Annotated in this window: 16 protein-coding genes; 4 read left to right on the forward strand and 12 right to left on the reverse strand. The window is 73.3% G+C overall.

Going from position 1 to position 16,516, the window contains the following annotated elements:
• Positions 1-169 precede the first annotated feature (169 nt).
• Entirely contained in the window at positions 170-1,036 is an 867-nt protein-coding gene (locus FHX81_RS18825) for an ABC transporter substrate-binding protein (RefSeq protein WP_246107880.1), read from the forward strand.
• Between the two features lie 57 nt (positions 1,037-1,093).
• Here FHX81_RS18825 and FHX81_RS40615 read toward each other — a convergent pair whose 3' ends face one another.
• The 4 genes from FHX81_RS40615 to FHX81_RS18845 form a co-directional block, all read right to left on the reverse strand.
• Positions 1,094-1,972, reverse strand: a complete 879-nt coding sequence (locus FHX81_RS40615) for an LppU/SCO3897 family protein (RefSeq protein ID WP_170232095.1) — start codon at positions 1,970-1,972, stop codon at positions 1,094-1,096.
• Positions 1,973-2,037: 65 nt separating this feature from the next.
• Positions 2,038-2,505 carry an LppU/SCO3897 family protein gene (locus FHX81_RS18835; protein ID WP_141979415.1) on the reverse strand — a complete coding sequence of 156 codons (468 nt, stop codon included), beginning with the start codon at positions 2,503-2,505 and terminating at the stop codon, positions 2,038-2,040.
• Between the two features lie 67 nt (positions 2,506-2,572).
• On the reverse strand, positions 2,573-3,436 hold the full coding sequence (locus FHX81_RS18840) for an LppU/SCO3897 family protein (RefSeq protein WP_141979416.1): 864 nt from the start codon (positions 3,434-3,436) through the stop codon (positions 2,573-2,575).
• A 140-nt stretch (positions 3,437-3,576) separates the two neighbouring features.
• Entirely contained in the window at positions 3,577-4,227 is a 651-nt protein-coding gene (locus tag FHX81_RS18845; protein ID WP_141979417.1) for an LppU/SCO3897 family protein, read from the reverse strand.
• Positions 4,228-4,439: 212 nt separating this feature from the next.
• Here FHX81_RS18845 and FHX81_RS18850 point away from each other — a divergent pair, with 212 nt between their 5' ends.
• Genes FHX81_RS18850 through FHX81_RS18860 form a run of 3 tightly spaced genes read left to right on the forward strand, consistent with a single transcriptional unit; the run spans position 4,440 to position 7,547 of the window.
• A complete protein-coding gene (locus FHX81_RS18850) occupies positions 4,440-6,101 on the forward strand; it encodes a DNA repair helicase XPB (RefSeq protein WP_141979418.1) in 1,662 nt (553 codons plus the stop codon).
• 36 nt (positions 6,102-6,137) lie between these two features.
• On the forward strand, positions 6,138-6,602 hold the full coding sequence (locus tag FHX81_RS18855; RefSeq protein ID WP_141979419.1) for a hypothetical protein: 465 nt from the start codon (positions 6,138-6,140) through the stop codon (positions 6,600-6,602).
• A 9-nt stretch (positions 6,603-6,611) separates the two neighbouring features.
• Positions 6,612-7,547, forward strand: a complete 936-nt coding sequence (locus tag FHX81_RS18860; RefSeq protein WP_141979420.1) for an o-succinylbenzoate synthase — start codon at positions 6,612-6,614, stop codon at positions 7,545-7,547.
• A gap of 184 nt (positions 7,548-7,731) precedes the next feature.
• Here FHX81_RS18860 and FHX81_RS18865 read toward each other — a convergent pair whose 3' ends face one another.
• The 8 genes from FHX81_RS18865 to FHX81_RS18900 all read right to left on the reverse strand — a co-directional run bounded on the left by FHX81_RS18865 (position 7,732) and on the right by FHX81_RS18900 (position 16,334).
• Complete coding sequence (locus FHX81_RS18865) at positions 7,732-8,781, reverse strand: CapA family protein (protein WP_246107881.1); 1,050 nt, start codon at positions 8,779-8,781, stop codon at positions 7,732-7,734.
• 47 nt (positions 8,782-8,828) lie between these two features.
• Positions 8,829-9,455, reverse strand: a complete 627-nt coding sequence (locus FHX81_RS18870) for an SRPBCC family protein (protein ID WP_141979422.1) — start codon at positions 9,453-9,455, stop codon at positions 8,829-8,831.
• Positions 9,452-10,306, reverse strand: coding sequence for an FAD binding domain-containing protein (locus tag FHX81_RS18875; RefSeq protein ID WP_141979423.1), 855 nt, complete (start codon positions 10,304-10,306; stop codon positions 9,452-9,454). The genes FHX81_RS18870 and FHX81_RS18875 overlap by 4 nt, the downstream gene beginning before the upstream one ends.
• Positions 10,303-12,735 carry a xanthine dehydrogenase family protein molybdopterin-binding subunit gene (locus FHX81_RS18880; protein ID WP_141979424.1) on the reverse strand — a complete coding sequence of 811 codons (2,433 nt, stop codon included), beginning with the start codon at positions 12,733-12,735 and terminating at the stop codon, positions 10,303-10,305. The genes FHX81_RS18875 and FHX81_RS18880 overlap by 4 nt, the downstream gene beginning before the upstream one ends.
• Positions 12,732-13,208, reverse strand: a complete 477-nt coding sequence (locus FHX81_RS18885) for a (2Fe-2S)-binding protein (protein WP_141979425.1) — start codon at positions 13,206-13,208, stop codon at positions 12,732-12,734. The genes FHX81_RS18880 and FHX81_RS18885 overlap by 4 nt, the downstream gene beginning before the upstream one ends.
• A gap of 69 nt (positions 13,209-13,277) precedes the next feature.
• Positions 13,278-14,384, reverse strand: coding sequence for an XdhC family protein (locus tag FHX81_RS18890; protein ID WP_141979426.1), 1,107 nt, complete (start codon positions 14,382-14,384; stop codon positions 13,278-13,280).
• A complete protein-coding gene (locus FHX81_RS18895; protein WP_141979427.1) occupies positions 14,377-15,459 on the reverse strand; it encodes a vWA domain-containing protein in 1,083 nt (360 codons plus the stop codon). The genes FHX81_RS18890 and FHX81_RS18895 overlap by 8 nt, the downstream gene beginning before the upstream one ends.
• Positions 15,456-16,334 (reverse strand): AAA family ATPase, encoded by an 879-nt coding sequence (locus FHX81_RS18900; protein WP_342787215.1) that lies wholly within the window; start codon positions 16,332-16,334, stop codon positions 15,456-15,458. The genes FHX81_RS18895 and FHX81_RS18900 overlap by 4 nt, the downstream gene beginning before the upstream one ends.
• Between the last annotated feature and the right edge of the window lie 182 nt (positions 16,335-16,516).

Consider the following 16,516-nt stretch of genomic DNA (forward strand, 5'->3'; position numbering starts at 1 on the left):
CGAGAATTTCGTTGATCAAAAAGACCCGCCTGTAGAGGTCATCACGGCGAGAGGTGCCATGCCTACCCCAGCGCGTGTTCTGCGACGTGCGGCAGCGTTGTTCGCGTGCGCCGCCACCTTGACGGCGTGCGGACTGATCCCCGGCACCGACGGGAACAGCCGCCCCGACGTGGAACGCAGCACGCTGCGCATCGGCGTGCTGCCCGTCGTGGACGTGGCACCGCTGCGCCTGGCGTTCAACAACAAGCTGTTCGAGAAGGCCGGCCTGCAGGTGCAGCTCGTGCCGCTGAACAACGAGGTCGAGGGCATCAAGCAGCTCGACACCACGCTGGACATCACGTGGGCGACGCACGTCACGTTGTTCCGCAGCTACGCCGAGGGCACGCAGCTCCAGCTCCAGGGCGAGGCGTACCAGGCGGGCGTGAACACCATGGCGCTGGTCACGCTCGACCCGAACTACTCCAGCCCCGGCAAGCTGCCCAACCCGCGCATCGCGGTGCCGTCCACCGGCGACGTCGGCGCGCTGACCACGAAGGCCGTGCTCAAGACCGCGGGCGTGGAGAAGCAGCGGATCAGGCCGGTCGAGATGCCGTTCGAGCAGATGGTCACCGCGATGGAGGCCCGCCAGGTCGACGCCGCGTGGATGACCGAGCCGTACATCACACAGGCGCAGAGCGGCTCCGGCGCGCGTGTGCTCACCGACACCGCCGTGGGTCCGACCAAGGACTTCCCCATGTCCGGGTACGCGTCGAGCAAGAAGTTCGCCGACGGCAACCCGCGCACGCTGGCGCTGTTCCGGCAGATCCTGCGGGACGCGCAGGAAGCGGCGTCGAACGACAAGCTGTCCGTGCAGAACGCGCTGACCGGCTACATGGACGTGGACCAGCGGACCGCCGCGCTGGTGTCGGTGGGCACCTTCCCGCTGTCGCTCAACCCGGTCCGCTTGCAGCGCGTCGCGGACATGATGGACACCGAAGAGGTGCTGCCCGAGCGGTTGGACGTCGGCGGGTTGTTGCCGCCCGGAACCACTAACTGACTCACCGTCAACGAGAACGCGGGGGCCTTCCATTGTGGAAGGCCCCCTTTTTTTCGATCAGGCTTCCGTCAAGCAGATCGTCGTAGCGGGCTGTGAGTAAACGGACACGGTGTCGCCGCTCTCGCACTCGTTCTCGTCGGCCCGACCGGCGATGACCTTGCCGACCTTGTAGGTGGCGCTCGAATCGCAGGTCACCTTGGTCGTTTTGCCCGCGACAATCGTGCCCTCCTGCTTGAAGCAGTCACCCTCGGCGGCGTTGAGCATCAGGCACAGCTTGAAGCCGTCACTGCGCCGACCGCCACTGTCGGAGTACTCGGCGTAGTCGCCGTCCGGGCAGGAGTCACTGCTGCTGTCGAGGTTGGCGGCGACCTTGAAGGCGGCTTCCGCGGACGAGCAGTCGACCTTCTCCACGTCGGCGTCGGTCACACTGGCCGAGACGACCTTGATGCAGTCACCCGGCTCGGCCCCCGCCGGGCCGGTCGCGCCGGCGATGACGCCCGCCACGACGACGCCGACGATGCCCAACCCGACCACCGCGATCAGCGCCTTCGCGCCGCGGGACGTGCCCTTGGCGGGCGGGGGCGGGAACTGCTGGGGGTAGCCGGGCCCGCCGGGGTACGGCTGGCCGGGGTACGGCTGGCCGGGGTACGGCTGGCCGGGGTACGGCTGGCCGGGGTACGGCTGGCCGGGGTACGGCCCGCCGGGGTACCCGGGCTGGGCCGCGTACTGGGGCTGGCCGGGGTAGCCGGGCTGACCCGGGAACTGCGCCGGACCGGGCTGGTCGGGGTGTGCGGATTGCGCGTACTGCGGCGGTTGGCCCTGGTAGCCGGGCATCGGCTGGTAGCCGGGCTGCGGTGGGGCGGGGAAGCCCTGTGGCGACGACGGCGGGCCCCAGCCGGGTTGCTGGGGCGGGTGCGGGTGGGGAGGCGTGGTCACCTGGCGTTCCTCTCGACATTCGGCGAGCGGAACCTACCTTCGCGCGCCGCGCGGGCGCAGCGGTTTCAGCGCATGTCCGACGCGGGGACCAGGCAGAACGTGACCGACGGCTCCACGTAGGTCAGCTTCTTGCCGTTCGCGCACTCCACCGGCTCGCGGGTGACGCCGGCCACCCGGATCGCCCGGGCGGTGGTGCACTCGACCTTCTTCATCCCCGACGTGCGGTCGCCCTGGTAGCAGGCGCCCTCCACGAAGTTCGGCATCAGGCACAGCGTGGTCGAGCGGGTGAACACCGTGTACGGCGCGCCGCCCGTGGGGCACTGGGAGGCGTCGTCCACCACCTTGGCCACGCGCACGTTGGCGTCGGCCGCCGCGCAGTCCAGCGCCCGGTACGCCGCGCCCTCCTCGACCCGTTCGATGTGGGCGCACCCGCCCGGCTCGGGCGCGGCGGGCCCGCTGCCCAGCAGGGTCACCGCGAACGCGCCCGCCACCACGACCGCGACCGCGCCGACGCCCAACCCGATCTTCCGCATGGAACAGGGCATCGGCACGGTCGCACGACGGGTTGAGCGGGTTCACCCGCCCGTGGCGCGGCGAACGTCACATCTCGGCGGGTGCCAGGCAGTACGTGACGGGCGGCTCGGGGTAGGCCATGCCCGCGCCGTCGGGACAGGCCTCCAGGTCGGCGGAGCCCGGGATGACCTTGATCACCTTGATGGTCTCGGGGCCGGTGCACTCGGTCTTGACGAAGCCGCTGCCGTCGTCGGGCTTGTAGCAGGAGCCCTCGGCCATGTTGGGCAGCAGGCACAGCTTGTAGCCGTCGCCGACGCCGCCGGCCGGGACGATCTCGGTGTAGAGGCCGTCCTCCGGGCAGGTGGCGTCGGTCGTGTCGAGGACCTTGCCCACCCGGTACGACGCCCGGTCCTCCGCGCAGTCCAGGGTGTCGACCTCGGCGCGGTTGTCGCTCTCGGCGCTCACGCTGACGCAGTCGCCGACCTCGGCGTTGGCGGCGTCGCTGGTCAGGTGCCGCACGCCGTAGACGACGATGCCGATCAGCAGCACGGCCAGCACGCCGAGCAGGATCTTCCGGCCGCCACCGGGCTTGTCGGGCGTGCCGGTCTCGGTCGTCGCGGGCGCCCAGGGGGCGGGCTCGTCGGACGCCGCCGGGTCGGCGGCGGGGGCGGGACGCGCGCCGGGCACCGCGGTGGGACCGGCGGGGGTGGTGGGCTCGTTGCCGGGCACGGCCTGCTCCCGCGCGCCCGCGCCGGGCTCGGGCGTCGCGTCGGGCTCGGCCGGGCCGGACCCGAGGCCGGCCGACGCGGGACTGGCCAGGTCCTTCTCCTCCGCCGACGCGGCGGCGTCCCGGGCGGCCGCGATGCGCTGGGCGTCGGCGGGCGGCACGTCCGGGCGTGGGGAGGGGTCGCCCGGCACGTCGTCGGCGGGTCGACTCGGCTCGTTGCTCATGATCATCCTCGCTGGACGGGTGCGCGTGACGCTCCAGAAGGTAGCGCCACCCGCACCCGCGAGGTGGATCAGCCGAGCACGGGCCCGCTGAGCGGCGTGCCCCCACCCCGGGGTGGGGGCACGCCGCTCAGCGGGGTCGGTCAGGCCTCTTCGGCCGGCGCGAAGCAGAACGTGGTCTTCGGCTCCGGGTAGACCAGCGGCACGCTGTCGGTGCAGACGGTCTCGTCCGCGGTGTCCTTCGCCAGCTTCACCAGCTTGTGCACACCGGACGTACCGCAGTCCACGGCCGGGTAGCCCATGGTCGTGGTGCTGCTGCCCTCGATGTCGTAGCACTTGCCCTCGGCCAGGTTCGGCACCAGGCACAGCTTCGAGTCCGGGCCGCGGCGGGCGGTCTCGGTGTACTCGTCGTAGAACTCGGCGGGGCACGACTCGGCGGTCGAGCCCAGCACCTTGCCGATGGTGTAGTTGGCGTCGGCCGAGCCGCAGTCCACGGTCTTGAAGTCCGGCTTGGTGCTGGTGCCGGTCAGGCTCGCGCAGTCGCCCGCCTTGGACTGGGCGGCGTCGCTGGTGAAGTAGTTGATGCCGTAGACCACCACGCCAGCGACCGCGATGCCGATGATCGCCGTGAGGATGCGCGCGACGATGCCCTTCTTCTTCGGCGCCGGGGGAATCGGCTGGCCCTGCGGCGCGTTCTGGTACTGCGGGGCCGCGCCCATCGGCTGCTGCGGAGCGCCCTGGTACTGGGGACCGTTCTGGTACTGCGGGGCGGACGGGGGCATGTCCGTGCTCATGACGACCTTCGTTCATCCGGGGAGGGCCCCTGTACGTCCCGCGCGGGTTCACGCGGTGGGGCGCAGGGACGCTATCCGCTGCGTCACACCGCCGTGCACGGCTTTATCGAACCGAGTCCGTAAGCGTTCGGTGCACGGCCGCGTACTGTCCGCTTCGGACTTGCACGCGGTATGCACACTTGAAGGACACCAAGCGACAGGAGCGCGCACCCGTGACCGACGGCCCTTTGATCGTCCAGTCGGACAAGACCCTGCTGCTGGAGGTCGAGCACCCGCTGTCGGACGACGCGCGCACCGCCATCGCGCCGTTCGCCGAGCTCGAACGCGCCCCCGAGCACGTGCACACCTACCGCGTCACGCCGCTGGCGCTGTGGAACGCGCGGGCCGCGGGCCACGACGCCGAGCAGGTGGTCGACGCGCTGGTCCGGTTCTCCCGCTACCCCGTGCCGCAGCCGCTGCTGGTGGACGTGGTCGACACGATGGGCCGCTTCGGCCGGTTGCAACTGGCCAACCACCCCGCGCACGGCCTCGTGCTCGCCTCGCTGGACCGCGCCGTGCTGGAGGAGGTGCTCCGGCACAAGAAGGTCAAGCCGATGCTGGGCGCGCGGATCGACGACGACACCGTGATCGTGCACCCGAGCGAGCGCGGCCGGCTCAAGCAGCTGCTGCTCAAGGTCGGCTGGCCGGCGGAGGACCTGGCCGGGTACGTCGACGGCGAGGCGCACCCGATCGACCTGGTCGAGGACGGCTGGCAGCTGCGCGACTACCAGCGCCGCGCCGCGCAGGCGTTCCGGGCGGGCGGCTCGGGCGTGGTGGTGCTGCCGTGCGGCGCGGGCAAGACGCTGGTCGGCGCGGCGGCCATGGCCGAGGCGGGCGCGACCACGTTGATCCTGGTCACCAACACCGTGGCCGGTCGGCAGTGGAAGCGGGAGCTGGTCGCGCGGACGTCGTTGACCGAGGACGAGGTCGGCGAGTACTCCGGCGAGCGCAAGGAGATCCGGCCGGTCACCATCGCGACCTACCAGGTGATCACGCGCAAGTCGAAGGGCGAGTACAAGCACCTGGAGCTGTTCGACTCGCGGGACTGGGGGCTGATCGTCTACGACGAGGTGCACCTGCTGCCCGCGCCGGTGTTCCGGATGACGGCCGACCTGCAGTCGCGGCGCCGGCTCGGGCTGACCGCGACGCTGGTGCGCGAGGACGGCCAGGAGGGCGACGTGTTCTCGCTGATCGGGCCCAAGCGGTACGACGTGCCGTGGCGCGACATCGAGGCGCAGGGCTGGATCGCGCCCGCCGAGTGCACCGAGGTTCGGGTGACGCTGACCGACAACGAGCGGCTGGAGTACGCCACGGCCGAGCCGGAGGAGCGCTACAAGCTGTGCTCCACGGCCCGGACGAAGCTGCCGGTGGTGCGGGCGATCCTGGACCGGCACCCGGGCGAGCCGACGCTGGTCATCGGGGCGTACCTGGACCAGTTGGAGGCGCTGGGCGAGGCGCTGGACGCGCCGGTCATCCAGGGGTCGACCAAGAACAAGGAGCGCGAGGCGCTGTTCGACCGGTTCCGCAGCGGTGAGCTGCGCACGCTGGTGGTGTCGAAGGTGGCGAACTTCTCCATCGACCTGCCCGAGGCGTCGGTGGCCGTGCAGGTGTCGGGGACGTTCGGGTCGCGCCAGGAGGAGGCGCAGCGGCTGGGCCGGTTGCTGCGGCCCAAGGGCGACGGGCGGCAGGCGCACTTCTACTCGGTCGTGTCGCGGGACACGCTGGACACGGACTACGCGGCGCACCGGCAGCGGTTCCTGGCCGAGCAGGGCTACGCCTACCGGATCGTGGACGCCGACGACCTGCTCGGGCCGAAGCTGCCCGAGGTCGGCTGAGCCGTGACCCGGGTGGCACCGTTACCCCGCTGGTGGATGTGGCGGCCGGGGGCCGACGTCGGGGCGATCCGCCGTGCCGCGCGTCGGCGGTGGCCGTGGTCCCGGTCGACGGAGTGGGACGTGGCCGTGGCCGCCGACGCGCGGGACGTCGTGCACTGCGAGCAGTTCACCGACGCCGCGCAACGGCGGCGCGCGGGCCGGTTGTGCGGGCACTTCGACGCCGTGCGCGGCCTGGACCCGTCCCGGGTGGCCCTGGTCGAGCGGCTGCTGTGGCGGGCGCTGGTGGCGTTGCGGGACAGCCAGCCGTTGCGGGAGGCGTTGGCGCGCACCGAGAACCGGCCCGGCCTGGCCGCCGCGATCGCCGAGCCGACCCGCGGGCTGGCCGAGCTGGACCGCCGGCTGGACCAGTTCGAGGACGCGCTGCGGATCGTGGTGGAGGAGTCGGACCCGGAGCTGACCGGCACCGCACTGCGCCGCGTCGCCGCGCTGGACCCGCTCTAAGCTCGTCGGGTGCTGGTCTACTCGATCCCGATGCGCAACCGGTTCCGCGGCATCACGGTGCGCGAGGGCGTGCTGCTGGAAGGGCCCGCCGGGTGGGGTGAGTTCTGCCCGTTCCTCGACTACTCGGACGAGGAGTGCGCGCCGTGGCTGGCGTGCGCGCTGGAGGCGGCCGAGCAGGGGTGGCCCGCGCCGGTGCGGTCCGAGATCCCGGTCAACTGCACGGTTCCCGTCGTCTCCCCGGAACGCGCGCACGACATCGTGGCCCGGTCCGGCTGCCGCACCGCGAAGGTGAAGGTCGCCGACCCGGGCACGCCGCTGTCCGACGACGTGGCGCGGGTCGAGGCGGTGCGCGACGCGCTCGGGCCGTCGGGGGCGATCCGGGTGGACGCGAACACGGCGTGGGACGTCGACACGGCCGTGCGGGCCATCCGGGAGCTGGACCGGGCGGCCGGCGGCCTGGAGTACGTCGAGCAGCCGTGCCCGTCGATCGGGGAGCTGGCGGCGGTGCGGCGGCGGGTGGACGTGCGGATCGCGGCGGACGAGTCGATCCGGCGGGCCGAGGACCCGATGAAGGTCGCGGTGGCCGGGGCGGCGGACGTGGCCGTGATCAAGGTCGCGCCGCTGGGCGGTGTGCGGCGGGCGCTGGCCGTGGCGGAGGCGTGCGGCCTGCCGTGCGTGGTGTCGTCGGCGGTGGAGACGTCGGTCGGGATGGCGGCCGGCCTGGCGCTGGCCGGTGCGCTGCCCGACCTGGACTTCGCGTGCGGCCTGGCCACGCTGTCCTTGATGGACGGCGACGTGACCACCGACTCCCTGCTCCCGGTGAACGGCCACCTGCCCATTCCACCCCACCCCCCGAAACCGGACCGCTTCACCGACTTCCGCGCCGACGACGCCACCACCACCCGCTGGCTGTCCCGCCTGGACCGCGTCCGCGCCCTGCTCTGACGGCTCGATCGGGGCGGCCCGTGACCCGGCACGGGGTCGGGTCGGGGAAGGCGGTCAGGCGTGAGGTGCACCGCCGCGCCGTGCGGCAGCAGCCACATCGACGGCACGCCGGGGTCGTCGGTCTCGACGTGGTCCACACCGCGGCTCGGCGGTCGGGGCGCCGTAGCCAGTCCCGGCGCTCGGGTCAGGGGTGGGCGATCGGGGCGCCGAGGCTGCGCACGACGCCGTCGGTGCGGTTGAGCGCTTCGGTGCGGCGGGGGTTGGGCGGGACGCGGGTCAGGTCGACCACGCGGATCGGCGGGCCGAACTCGACCAGCGTCGGCAGGTAGGACGCCTCGGCCACCGCCCAGCCGGACGGTCCCTTCACGAACTTGAACCGGGTGACGATGCCCTCCTCGGTGATGCCGCGCGGCTCGGAGTGGCGGGCCACCTCGTTGCCCATGCCGTAGACGACCCACTTGCCGTTGATCTGCTCGATCGGCTGCACGGCGTGCACGTGCGTGCCGATGATCAGGTCCACCGCCGGGTCCGCCAGCAAGGCGCGCGCCATCTCCTTCTGCTGCGGCGTCGCCTCGTGCCGGTACTCGTCGCCCCAGTGCAGGCTCGCCACCACGACCTCCGCGCCGGCCGCCTTCGCCGCGCGCGCGGCCGCCAGCACGCCCTCGGTGGACAGCTGGTTCGCCATCCACGGCTGGGGCAGCGGGATGCCGTTGAACCCGTAGGTGAACGCGATGTGCCCGACCTTCACCCCGTCGACGTCCAGCAGCAGCGGCGTCGCGGACTCCTCCGGCGAGCGGAACGACCCGGTGTGCTTGAGCCCGGCCGCGTCCAGCACGTCCAGCGTGGTCCTGATGGCGGGCGCGCCCCGGTCGAGGGTGTGGTTGGACGAGGTGGAGCAGCTGTCGTAGCCGATCTCCTTCAACGCCGACGCGACCTCGGGCGGCGCGCTGAACGCCGGGTAGCCGTAGGTGGGCGCGCCGGGCGCGGACAGCGGCGTCTCCAGGTGGCAGATCGACACGTCGGCGGCGATCGCCTCGCGCAGCCCCTCCAGCAGCGGCACGAAGTTCCGCGCGCCGTCGGCGTCGGCCTGCTCGGTCAGCGCCGGGTGGATCAGGATGTCGCCGCCCGCGGCGAGCGTGAACGACGGCGGCTCGGGTGCCGCCGAGGACGTGGTGGACGCGGGCGCGCGCGGTGACGTGACCACGACCGGCGACCCGGTGCACGCCACCAGCACGCCGAGGCAGGCGACCAGCCCGAGGACCGGCCGCCCGCCGCGCGCGTTCAGCGGTGCCGCCCGCGGAGCTTGCGCACCAGCAGCACGACCGCCAGCAGCCCGGCCGCGACCGGCAGCACCCGCTTGAGCACGGGCACGCCGGCGGTGCCGACCAGGTCGAGGGGCTCGTCCGGCACGGCGCGCAGGTGCGGCCTGGCGGCGGTCTCGGTAGGCGTCACCCGCTCAGCTTCCGCCGGCGCGAGCCGAGTCGCCAGGCATTCGGCGAACTCGGCGATGAGCCGGCCGCTGACCTCGCTGATCAGACCGCGGCCGAACTGGGCGGGACGGCCGGTGACGTTCAGGTCCGTGACCACCGACACCTCGGTGCCGCCGGTGGCCGACGTCAGCGCCACCGACACCGAAGCCGACGCCGTGCCGTTGCCCCTGGTGTCCTTGCCGGTGGCCTTGAGCACGGCCGCGTGCACCCGTTCGTCGACGGACGTGAACTCGCCGGTGCCCTTGTAGAGCAGCGTCACGGGCCCGAGCTTGACCTTGACCGTGCCGGTGAACGTCCGCCCGTCGACGCCGGTCAGGGTGGCGCCGGGAATGCACGGCGCCACCTTCTCCGGGTCGAGCAGCGCCGCCCACACGTCGGGCGCGGGCGCGGGCACGGTGAACCGGTGTTCGAGCTTCATGCGCTCACCGCGGCCGTCACCGCCCGCTCGGTGAGCACGCGGGCCAGGTGCGACCGGTACTCGGCGTCGGCGTTGCCGTCGCTGGGCGGGTCGGCGCCCTCGGCGGCACGGGTGGCCGCCGCCGTGATCGCCTCGGCCGTCGCGGGCTGCCCCACCAGCGCCTCCTCCACGCCGCGGGCCCGCACCGGGGTGGGGCCCATGTTGGTCAGCCCGACCCGCGCGTCGGTGATCCGACCGTCGGACACGCGCACCGCGGCGGCCACCGCCACGATCGACCACGCCTGCGCGACCCGGTTGAACTTCTCGTAGCGCGCGCCCCAGCCGGTCAGCTTGGGCACCTTGACGTGGGTGAGCAGCTCGTCGGGTGCCAGCGCGGTGGTGAAGTAGTCGACGAAGAACTCCGCGGCCGGCACCTCCCGCGTGCCGTCGGGCCCGACGCACACCATCACCGCGTCCAGTGCCAGCGCGGGCGCGAGCAGGTCGCCCGCCGGGTCGGCGTGGGCCAGCGAGCCGCCGAACGTGCCGCGGTGCCGCACCTGCGGGTCGGCGACGGTGTCCGTGGCCAGCCGCAGCAGCGCCGCGTGCCGGCGCACCAACGGGTCCCGCTGCACCTCGTGGTGCGTGGTCATGGCCCCGATGCGCAGCCAGTCGCCGTCGTCGTGCACGCCGGTCAGCTCGGTGAGCCCGGACAGGTCCACCACCACGGTCGGCGCGGCCAGCCGCATCCGCAGCACCGGGATGAGGCTCTGCCCGCCGGCCATCACCTTGGCGTCCTCGCCGCCGGCGGCCAGGGCGCGCACCGCCTCCTCGACGGTGGTGGGCGCGACGTAGTCGAACGCGGCCGGGATCACTCGGCACCTCCCTGCGGGGTGATGGAGCCCAGGCCGCCGCCCGCTCCGGGGGTCGTCGGGACGTCGGCGGCACGGCCGTGGATCGCCTTCCACACCCGCATCGGGGTGCACGGCATCTCCACCCGGGTGACGCCCATGTGCCGCAGGGCGTCCACGACCGAGTTGACCACGGCGGGCGTGGACGCGATCGTGCCCGCCTCGCCGACGCCCTTCACGCCCAGCGGGTTGCTGGTCGCGGGCGTCTCGGTGCGGTCGGTGGTGAAGTGCGGCAGGTCGACCGCGGACGGCAGCAGGTAGTCGGCGAAGGTGGCGGTGGTGAGCGTGCCGCTCTCGTCGTGCACGGCCTCCTCGTACAGCGCCTGGGCGATGCCCTGCGCCAGGCCGCCGTGCACCTGGCCTTCCACGATCAGCGGGTTGACGACCGTGCCGACGTCGTCCACGCACACGTACGAGCGGATCTTCACCGCGCCCGTCCGGGTGTCCACCTCGGTGGCGCACAGGTGGGTGCCGTGCGGGTAGGAGAAGTCGTCCGGGTCGAACGTGGCCTCGGCGTCCAGGCCGGGTTCCACCCCGTCGGGCAGGTTGTGCGCGACGTGCGCGGCGACCACCACGTCACCCAGCGCCATGGTCGTGGACGTGCCGCGCACGGCGAACGTGCCGGCGGTGAACTCGACGTCGTCCTCGGCGACCTCCATCAGGTGCGCGGCGACCGTGCGCGCCTTGGCCAGCACCTTGTCCGCGGCCAGCACCACGGCCACGCCGCCGACGGCCAGCGACCGGGAGCCGTAGCTGTCCATGCCGCGGTGCGCGACGCGGGTGTCGCCGTGCAGCACCTCGACGTCCTCGAACGGCACGCCGAGCCGGTCGGCCACGATCTGGCTCCACGCCGTCACGTGGCCCTGGCCGTGCGGCGAGGTGCCGGTGATCAGCTCGACCTTGCCGGTGGGCAGCATCCGGATCGCCGCGTGCTCCCAGCCGCCCGCCGCGTAGCGCAGCGCGCCGAGCACGCGGGACGGCGCGAGCCCGCACATCTCGGTGTAGGTGGAGATGCCGATGCCGAGCTGCACCACGTCGCCGGCGGCGCGGCGCTCGGCCTGCTCGGCGCGCAGCGCGTCGTAGCCGAACAGCTCCTTGGCGCGGGCGGTGGCGGCCTCGTAGTGGCCCGAGTCGTAGGTCAGGCCGGCGACGGTGGTGAACGGGAACTCGTCGTGCCTGATCCAGTTCTTCTCCCGCAGCTCCAGCGGGTCGACGCCCAGCTCGGCGGCCAGCTCGTCCATGATCCGCTCGATGGCGAACGTGGCCTCGGGTCGGCCCGCGCCGCGGTACGCGTCGGTCGGCACCTTGGTGGTGAACACGTTCGTGCAGGTGAACCGGTAGGCGGCGAACTTGTAGATGGCGTTGAACATGAACGCGCCCAGGATCGGCACGCCCGACGAGATCAGCCGAAGGTAGGCGCCCATGTCGGCGAGCAGGTCGACCTTCAGGCCGGTGACCGTGCCGTCGCGGCGGGCCGCGATCGTGACGCGCTGGAGCTGGTCGCGGCCGTGGTGGCCGGACAGCATCGACTCGGTGCGCGACTCGGTCCACTTGACCGGCTTGCCGAGCCGGCGCGCGGCCAGCAGGGTCAGCACCTCCTCCGGCGTGACCTGGAGCTTGCCGCCGAAGCCGCCGCCGACGTCCGGCGCGATCACCCGGACCTGCTGCTCGGGGATGCCGAGCACGGCCGACAGCATCCACCGCAGGATGTGCGGCACCTGCGTGGACGACCACACCGTCACCGAGTCGGGCGACGGGTCGACCACGACCGAGCGGGGTTCCATGAACGCCGGGATCAGCCGCTGCTGGCGGAACGTGCGCTCGACGACCACCTCGGCCTCGGCGATGACCCGGTCCACGTCGTCGCCGGTACCCGCCTCGGCGGAGTCGAACACCCAGGTCGCGCTCTTGTTGGTGCCCAGCTCGGGGTGCACGAGGTCGGCGTCGTCCGCGACGGCGCGTTCCAGGTCCAGCACGACGGGCAGGTCCTCGTAGTCCACGTCGATCACGGCCAGCGCGTCGTGCGCCTCGGCCGCGGTGCGGGCCACGACCAGCGCGACGGCCTCGCCCGCGAAGTTCACCCGGTCCACGGCCAGCGACGGCGCGGGCGGCGCGAGCATGTCCTCGGTGATCGGCCACGCGCACGGCAGGCTGCCCTGCTCGTCGGCCAGGTCCCGGCCGGTGAGCACGACCAGCACGCCGGGCATCCGCACGGCCTCGGTGACGTCGATCGACGTGATCCGGGCGTGCGCCACGGGGCTGCGCAGCAACGCCATGTGCAGCATCCCGGTGAGCTGGAGGTTGTCGGTCCAGCGGGTCGCGCCGGTGATCAGCCGGGCGTCCTCCTTGCGCCGGCGGGGTTTCCCGATCTCGGGTTCGGCGGTGGCGGTCACGCGTCACCCCCGGCGGACGTGCGGGCGGCCGCGGCGCGCACGGCGCGGACGATGTTCTGGTAGCCGGTGCAGCGGCAGAGGTTGCCCTCCAGGCCGTGCCGGACCTCGTCCTCGTCGGGGTCGGGGTTGTCCTCGAGCAGGTCGATGGCCTGCATGATCATGCCGGGGGTGCAGAAGCCGCACTGCAACGCGTGGTTCTCGTGGAACGCCCGCTGCACGGGGTGCAGCTCGCCGTCACGGGCCAGTCCCTCGATGGTGGTGACCTCGCGGCCGTTCGCCTGCACCGCGAGGACGGCGCAGGACTTCACGCTCCGCCCGTCGAGGTGCACCGTGCACGCGCCGCAGTTGCTGGTGTCGCACCCCACGACCGTGCCGGTCTTGCCGAGTCGTTCGCGCAGGTGGTGCACCAGCAGGGTGCGCGGTTCCACCTCGTCGCTGTAGGCCACGCCGTCGACGGTGACCGTGATCCGCATGAACCCTCCAAGTGTGGTGGTGATGGGGGTCACACTGAGCCTGCTCGTTGTTGCCGCGTCAAACAACCCTCACTTGTGGATGGCGCCGTCCGTGCGGGCCAGCCGCTCACCTCCCCCGCCCCAGCGCAGCGCGATGATCTCCGCGGCGATCGACACCGCCGTCTCCTCCGGCGTGCGGGCGCCCAGGTCCAGGCCGATCGGGGACGACAGCCCGGCCAGCTCGCCCTCGGCCAGGCCCGCTTCGCGCAGCCTCCGCAGCCGGTCGTCGTGGGTGCGGCGGGACCCCATCGCGCCCACGTAGCCGAGCTTGAGCCGCAGCGCGACCTCGAGCAGCGGCACGTCGAACTTCGGGTCGTGGGTGAGCACGGCGACCACCGTGCGCTCGTCCACCTTGCCCGCGTCGGCCTGCGCGGCGAGGTAGCGGTGCGGCCAGTCGACGACCACCTCGTCGGCTTCGGGGAACCGGCTCGTCGTGGCGAACACCGGCCGCGCGTCGCACACCGTGACGCGGTAGCCGAGGAACGCGCCCAGCCTGGCCACGGCGGCGGCGAAGTCGATCGCGCCGAACACCAGCATCCGGGGCGGCGGCTCGAACGAGTTCACGAACACCGCCATGCCCTCGCCGCGCCGCTGCCCGTCGGGCCCGTAGCGCAGGGTGCCGCTGCGGCCGGTGGCGAGCAGGCCGCGCGCGTCGTCGGTAATGGCGTCCCTGGCCCGTGCGGACGGGATGTCGCCGGTGGCGCGGTCGGGCCAGACGACCAGGCGCCGGCCGACCCACTCGGGGTGTTCGACGACCGTCGCGACGGCCACCGGCTCCTGCGCCCGCACCGTCCCGAGCACCTCGGGCAGCTCGGGGAACGAGGCCGCGTCCACCGGCTCCACGTAGACGTCGATGATCCCGCCGCAGGTCAGGCCGACGGCGAACGCGTCGTCGTCGCTGACCCCGTACCGCTGGAGCACGGGCTCGCCGTCCCGGACCACCTCCCGGGCCAGCTCGTAGACCGCGCCCTCGACGCAACCGCCGGACACGCTGCCGACGACGGCGCCGTCCGCGCCGACCAGCATCGCCGCGCCGGGTGGCCGGGGCGCGGAGCTGAACGTGGCGACCACCGTGCCGACGCCGACCGTCTCACCCCGGTCGACGCGACGGGCCAGTTCGGCGAGGACATCACGCAAGTCGGACCTCCTCCAGCAGGGCGTGCAGGGTGTCGAGGCTGTGCCCGGCGAGCAGCCGGTCCAGGTGCGGCAGGGCGGCGACGATGCCGGACTGCACCGGCTCGTACCCGGCGTGGCCGGCGTGCGGGTTCACCCAGACGACCTTGTGCGCGAGGCGCTTGAGCCGTTCGGCCTGCTCGGCGAGCAGCGCGGTGTCGCCGCGTTCCCAGCCGTCCGAGCAGATCACGACGACGGCGCGCCGGGCGGCCCCGCGCTGCCCCCAGCGGTCCAGGAAGACCTTCAGCGTCTCGCCGAGCCGCGTGCCGCCCTCGAAGTCGGGGACGGCGCGTGCGGCGGCGGCCAGCGCCTGCTCGGGGTCGCGGTGGCGGAGCTGGCGGGTGACGCGGGTCAGGCGGGTGCCGAGCGTGCAGACCTCGACCGGCATCCGGCGGGCGACGACGTGCGCGAAGCGGAGGAGGGCGTCGGCGTAGGGCTTCATCGAGCCGGACACGTCGATCAGCAGCACGACCTTGCGCGGCCGGGTGGCGCGGCGGCGGTGGCGCGGCCGGACCGCCTCACCGGTGGCCAGCATGTCCCGGAACGTGCGGCGGGGGTCGATCGCACCGCGTCGGGCCGGGGTCCGGCGCAGCGCCCGCCGGGTCGGCGGCACGGGTGCCAGCACGGCCAGCAGCTCGTCCAGGTGCCGCTTCTCGGCCGGGGTCAACGTGGCGATGTCCCTGCGCCGCAGCACTTCCACATCGCCGGCGGCGACCTTGAGCACCGCCGCCCGGCTCCGCCCGCCCGCCCCGTCGCCGAGCGCCGCCAGGTGGCTGGGCCGCCGGGCGCGGGCCCGGGGAGGGGCCGGCGGCACGCCCCCGAACCAGGCCGCGAACGCCGCGTCGTACCGGGGCAGGTCGTCGGGCTCCCCGCACAAGGTGACGCGTCCCGCCCAGTACACGTGCTCCTGCCGTGCGACGTCCAGGCAACCGACCGCCGCGACGAACGCCTGCACCCGGTCCGGCCCGCACGCGACGCCACCGTGCCGGAGCGCGCGGGCGAACCCCACGAGCCCGTTCGACGCCCCGGCTCCCGTCATCCCCCGATTGTGCTCCCCGTCACGCTGCCGGGCACACCGGCTGAAAGGGCGCGTCGGGCGTCCTCCCGGTACTTGAGGACGGCACCGAGCGTGGTCGCCGCCGCCTCCGCGTCCAGTTCCGTGCGGCCCAGGGTGAGCAGGGCTTCGGCCCAGTCCAGGGACTCCGCGACGCCCGGCGGCTTGAGCAGGTCCAGCTCGCGCAACCGCCGCACGGCGGACGCGACCTGGTGCGCGAGGCGTTCGGTGGCTTCGGGGAGCCGACGTCGCAGGATCGCGACCTCGCGGGCCAGGTCGGGGTGTTCGAGCCAGTGGTAGAGGCAGCGGCGCTTGAGGGCGTCGTGCACCTCGCGGGTGCGGTTGGAGGTGAGGACGACCAGCGGCGGGGTGGCGGCGGTGACGCGGCCCAGCTCGGGGATCGTCACGGCGTTCTCGCCGAGCACTTCGAGCAGGAACGCCTCGAACTCGTCGTCGGCCCGGTCCACCTCGTCCACGAGGAGGACGCACGGCGCGTCTTCGAGGGCGCGCAGCAGCGGGCGGGCGAGGAGGAAGCGGCGGGTGTAGAGGGAGGCTTCGGCCTGCTCGACGTCGACCGGGCCGGCGGCTTCGAGGGCGCGCAGGTGCAGGAGCTGGCGGGGGAAGTCCCAGTCGTAGAGGGCTTGGGAGGCGTCAATGCCCTCGTGGCACTGGAGCCGGATGAGGGGCAGGTCGAGGGCTCGGGCGAGCGCGACGGCCAGGGAGGTCTTGCCGGTGCCCGGCTCGCCCTCGCAGAACAGCGGCCGGTGCATGCGCCAGGCCAGGAAGGCGGCGGTCGCGATGCCCCGGTCGGGCAGGTAGCCGACCCGGTCCAGTTCGGCGGCGAGCTCCTCAGGCGTCACGGTGTCATCTTGCCGCTGCTCCGCAGACGGCGGCTCGATCGCCGGGAAGTCGGCCGTTCGCGACTGATCCACCGACGATCGACGAACGTGGGCCCCACCGAGCTGCACCGCCCCGGAGGTGGGCGGCCTCCGGGGCAAGGTCCTGGTGACACCCTGAGAGCGCGGGTCCGGGGGAAGTCAGG

The organism is Saccharothrix saharensis, from assembly GCF_006716745.1.
Classification (GTDB): Bacteria; Actinomycetota; Actinomycetes; order Mycobacteriales; family Pseudonocardiaceae; genus Actinosynnema; species Actinosynnema saharense.

Excerpts from the sequence above, each read along its gene's own strand:
- FHX81_RS18855 (WP_141979419.1), top strand. The coding sequence starts at position 6,138 with ATGTGGCGGCCGGGGGCCGACGTCGGGGCGATCCGCCGTGCCGCGCGT.
- FHX81_RS18845 (WP_141979417.1), bottom strand. The coding sequence starts at position 4,227 with ATGAGCACGGACATGCCCCCGTCCGCCCCGCAGTACCAGAACGGTCCC.
- FHX81_RS18840 (WP_141979416.1), bottom strand. The coding sequence starts at position 3,436 with ATGAGCAACGAGCCGAGTCGACCCGCCGACGACGTGCCGGGCGACCCC.
- FHX81_RS18835 (WP_141979415.1), bottom strand. The coding sequence starts at position 2,505 with ATGCGGAAGATCGGGTTGGGCGTCGGCGCGGTCGCGGTCGTGGTGGCG.
- FHX81_RS18895 (WP_141979427.1), bottom strand. The coding sequence starts at position 15,459 with ATGACGGGAGCCGGGGCGTCGAACGGGCTCGTGGGGTTCGCCCGCGCG.
- FHX81_RS18870 (WP_141979422.1), bottom strand. The coding sequence starts at position 9,455 with ATGAAGCTCGAACACCGGTTCACCGTGCCCGCGCCCGCGCCCGACGTG.
- FHX81_RS18885 (WP_141979425.1), bottom strand. The coding sequence starts at position 13,208 with ATGCGGATCACGGTCACCGTCGACGGCGTGGCCTACAGCGACGAGGTG.